Raw genomic sequence first — 4,487 nt, 5'->3', positions numbered from 1 at the left:
AGAAAGAATACCTCTGAAAAACTAGTTTTCAAAGGACTGGCTTCGTCGGCCTACGGCCTCCTCTGCCAGTCCTTTGAAACATAAATTTAAACCTAGACACAGTTTAATGAACTATCCCGAAATTCTAAAAAACAGCAATTTTAACGGCTTGGGCTGGGGAGTTACAAGTGTGCTTTTTTACTTATCCCTATACCATTTCGTTCTTTTCATCAAAAGCAGAGAGAAGTTTTATCTGTTTTATAGCTTGTATGCACTGATCAATGGTATCAATCTAATTCAGCGAGTTAAGGGCGTATTTGTAGAAAATATTTATACTGAATTTTCAGACTTTTTTATCCATCTTAATTTTCCAATTCAATTTGCCAGTTTTCTGATTTTCTCTTTCTTCCTAATTGAGATTCTAAATTTTAGAAAGCATTTCCCAAAATTCACTTCCTTCTTTACCTACTATGCTTTGATCACTAGCTCTATTTTCGGAGTCTTGGTTTTAGGAAGATATCTTTGGGATGGGTATGATATGATGCGGGGTTATTACATCCTAGTTTTCATGCCCTGTACCTTGATTTTCTTGATTTATGGGATATATCTTACAATCAAAACGGGGGAGAAGGTTAGGTATTTCATTCTTGCAGGTTATCTTATTTTAGGGATTAGTTCCTTCATTTTTGCTTCCTTGACTTTTGGAAAGGATATATCATTTACCAATAAATATTATTACATCTTTTACTTAGCGGTTTTGGCTGAAAACTTTTTATATACCTATGCTCTTGCTATTAAGCAAAGAGAGGTTTACACAGATAAATTTCAAATTCAGACCTTGTTGGTAGAAAAGCTACAAGAAAACGAAGACCTACGAGAGAGGTTAAATGAAAATCTCAGAAATGAATTGAAGCTTAAGGAAAGCCAAATTTCATTTCTAGAAGCTGATGCAGAGGAACATCGGGTAGCCAAGCTTAGTGCTGATTATGAAAAGCAAATTACACTCCTTCATCTTCAGTCACTAAGAAGCCAAATGAATCCACATTTCATCTTCAATGCCCTGAATTCGATCAAGGTCTTTTTGATTGAAAGTGATAAAGAGAATGCTATCCTTTATCTTAACAAGTTTGCAAAGCTTATTAGGATGGTTTTGGAAAGTTCTCGGGAGTTTAAAATTTCGCTAGGTGAGGAGTTGGACATTGCAAAGCTTTATATCAGCCTGGAGGCAATCCGATTTGAGGATGGGTTAGATTTCACGATTGATGTCGAAAGAGGAATAAATCTTAGAGACACAAAAGTTCCTCCATTGGTTTTTCAGCCATTTTTGGAAAATGCCGTTTGGCATGGATTAATGCCAAAAAAAGGACCAAAATCTATTTTAATTCGTGTGTATAAAGTAGATCATGATGTTGTTGTTTCTATCCGAGACAATGGGGTAGGAAGAGCAGCGTCAATGAAAATCAAATCTACTCAAACCATCCAAAAGCAATCAATAGGTATTTCGCTTTCCTCAGACCGTCTTAAATTCTTTAATGAAAGCGAAAAATTCAATTATCATTTTTTAATTCTGGATCATGAAGACAATTCTTCTGAAAAGGGAACTGAAGTGGTATTTTACTTAAATCAAATCCATATATAAATAAAGAATTTTTTAAAGGTTACGCTAGTGCTACTTTTTGATACATGGGATAGATTCATTCCTAATTTGGCGGCATACATTTACCTCATTAAAATAAATATCCGGTTTTTAAAAAAGGAAGTAGTTTTTAAGTGATTCCTTACTTATCGTTCTAGAAGACTCAGCCATTAAAAACTGTTAGCACTTCAGATCAATGAAAAGACTCAGCTCTGTTTTCTTCTATTTACTGCTTTTAGTTTCCTGTGGGAAAGAAAGAAATGCGAGCTCTATTAAAAGTAGCACTCCAAAAAGAATAGAACTTTCGGACTCTTCCGAAAATACTGTAAGTGATATTTCAAAAGCTTTAGAAATTCAAATCCCAATGAGCAATGAACAGCTCAAGGAATGGATTCCAGAAAAAATTGGCGAAATGGAGCAGCGAAAATTGATTGTAGGCCACAAACAAGGCATGGAAATGAGTGGCGCAATAGCTACTTATCATGAAATCGGGCAAGAAGGTAAGCAAGTATCCATGGAAGTGCTGGATGGTGCCGGTCCAACAGGAGCTGTCATGCTGAGTTCAATCAGTCAAAAGTTGAACTTAGATTATGAAGAGCAAATGCCCAGTGGCTATTCTAAGATTTATGACCGAGAGGGGATTCGTGTTTGGGAACAATTAAATTCTGATGAGCACCATGTGCAAATCGAATTTGTATTGAAAGAGCGGTTTCATTTTATTTTTAAAGGCCATCAGATTGAACTGGATGAGTTATGGGATTTTGTGAGGGAAGTACAGGACGCGATGACTTAAGGGGAGTTTCAAAATAAATCTACATAAAACTATGAAAATCAAATTCACTTTCTTCGGTTCGTTTTTGTTCGTTTTGTTTCAAATCCAATTGGCTAATGCCCAACAAGTGCTTCATGGTAAAATCTCCAATTATACTAATGGCCCTTCCGAAATTGAATCATTTGATCGTTTTTCAGCTATCAGCCAAACATGGGGTAAGGTCGATGAAAAAGGAAATTTCTCCATAATTCTCGAAGATGATTTTCTTGGAAAAGCGAGAAAAATGGCAGAGGAAGCACAGGAAAATGCTCCTAAAGGATTTACAATCAGCTTTAAGAAAGTATCAGAGACATTTGCCTGTCCCTTTGAGGAAGTGGAAACTGAAGGCGGAGATTTAGCAGTTTCAGGACTTCCTGAATTAACGCTAATGGACGAAATGGGAAATCCTACCAATGGGATTTTGTATGCTGCTAGCAGTTTAGAAATAGCAAGGTGGCTTTTCACCTATCGTGATGAAAATGTCAGTCCAGGGTATTATTTAGAGTTTTATTATTTAGAAGGTCCTGCAACCGCTAAGGGAAAATGTCTATTGGAAACTTATACTGGAGTTGGGGAAGAAGTCTTTGAGGAAAGCACCACTATAGCTTTGGAACTTCAGGCAGGCTGGAATATTATTCGGTATGGGATCGACGAAGTGTTTATCTCTTCCAGTGGAAAAGTCTTCCCTTTAAAATTGACTGTATCAAGACTTGAAAAACTCCCGGAAGACTTATAGTGGTTTGCGGTGAATGAGTAAATACCTTTTTATTAACCCTCCAAAAAGCCTGGAATGATCATTTCAAGCTTTTTTTTGAGATTGTTACATCAGTGTTATTCTTTGATACATCTCTGATATTGTAACAGTCCTCTGATTTTGATTTTTGCTTTGGGAACCGTTTTTCTTTTTGATACGGAACCCCACAAAAATTAAAACAATCAAAGCGATGAGGAATTTTTACGTAGTCAAAAAGAGTTTTTTACTTCCGGTGCTAGTAGGTATTTTTTTTCAGTTCCTGGTCGGAGGCTACCAAGCCAAAGCCCAGGGACTCACCGGAACTTACAGTATAGGTCCAGTGGGTGATTTTTCGAACTTTAACAATGCTATTTCAGCATTGAATACAAATGGAGTTTCTGGTCCAGTGATTTTCAATGTGGAAGATGGGACTTATAATGAGCAAATTGTTTTAGGACCTATTACGGGATCTTCTTTATCTAATACGATTACATTTCAATCCCAGTCAGGGAATGCAACAAACGTTGTTTTAACTCATGCAGCTATTGGGTTAAGCGATAATTATGTAATCCTTCTGGAAAATGCTTCTCATTTTATTGTAAAAAATCTAACTATAAAGGCAACAGGAACCACTTATAGCCGCACTATCAGGGGACAAGTGGAACTTCATAATATTCTTTTTGAAGGAAATGTATTCCAGTCTCCCATCACTGCCAGTATAAGTGGAGATAGAGGTAATGTGATTATTTCAGCTTCGACCTCTTCAGATGTTAGATTTATAAATAATGCGATTTCAGGAGGTTCTTACGGGGTTTTTTATCAGGGAACAAATTCAAGTTCAGTTAGAGCATTTGGATTTCGATTTATAAGTAATTCGATTAGCGAGGTTTACTATAGGGGTATTTCATTTAGTCGTTTTTTAGATAGTGAGATTGAAGGAAATACTATCATACTGCTCAGTGCTTCGCAAAGTGGCTCTGTAGGAATGGAGTTGACTAATATTGATGGTGAAACGCGGGTCGTTCAGAATAGAATAGCTGGTTCAAAATCCACAGCCTTAGAATATACTTTCAGCAATGGTTCGGGTACCACATCTGGCCTCATTGCCAACAACTACATCCAGAGCAGCGGATCCTATGCGCTGTACTTTTACTATAACACCAACCAGCGGATCTACCACAACAGCATGAACAGCACCGGAACAGGAGTGGCAATGCACTACAACGGCACGGCCTCTTCCAACAACCTGGTCAAGAATAACATTCTAAAAGCGAACTCTGGCTATTCGGTAGAGGTGACAAATTCCACCGGGTTGGTGGAAATGGATT

The 4,487-nt window shown here is 37.2% G+C and carries 4 protein-coding genes; all 4 read left to right on the top strand.

Features of this window, described 5'->3' with window-relative positions; translation table 11 throughout:
* Positions 1-106 precede the first annotated feature (106 nt).
* Positions 107-1,618 carry a histidine kinase gene (locus P8O16_RS06095; protein ID WP_300312001.1) on the top strand — a complete coding sequence of 504 codons (1,512 nt, stop codon included), beginning with the start codon at positions 107-109 and terminating at the stop codon, positions 1,616-1,618.
* Positions 1,619-1,811: 193 nt separating this feature from the next.
* Positions 1,812-2,408 (top strand): hypothetical protein, encoded by a 597-nt coding sequence (locus P8O16_RS06090; RefSeq protein ID WP_300311998.1) that lies wholly within the window; start codon positions 1,812-1,814, stop codon positions 2,406-2,408.
* 31 nt (positions 2,409-2,439) lie between these two features.
* Complete coding sequence (locus P8O16_RS06085; RefSeq protein ID WP_300311996.1) at positions 2,440-3,162, top strand: hypothetical protein; 723 nt, start codon at positions 2,440-2,442, stop codon at positions 3,160-3,162.
* 208 nt (positions 3,163-3,370) lie between these two features.
* Positions 3,371-4,487, top strand: a 1,117-nt coding sequence (locus P8O16_RS06080; RefSeq protein WP_300311993.1) for a right-handed parallel beta-helix repeat-containing protein, incomplete at its 3' end; no start/stop codon positions are given.

It is taken from the genome of Algoriphagus sp., assembly GCF_029254265.1.
Lineage (GTDB): Bacteria > Bacteroidota > Bacteroidia > Cytophagales > Cyclobacteriaceae > Algoriphagus.
Note: the sequence above shows the minus strand (reverse complement) of the source record. Positions and strands in the feature narration are given on the sequence as shown.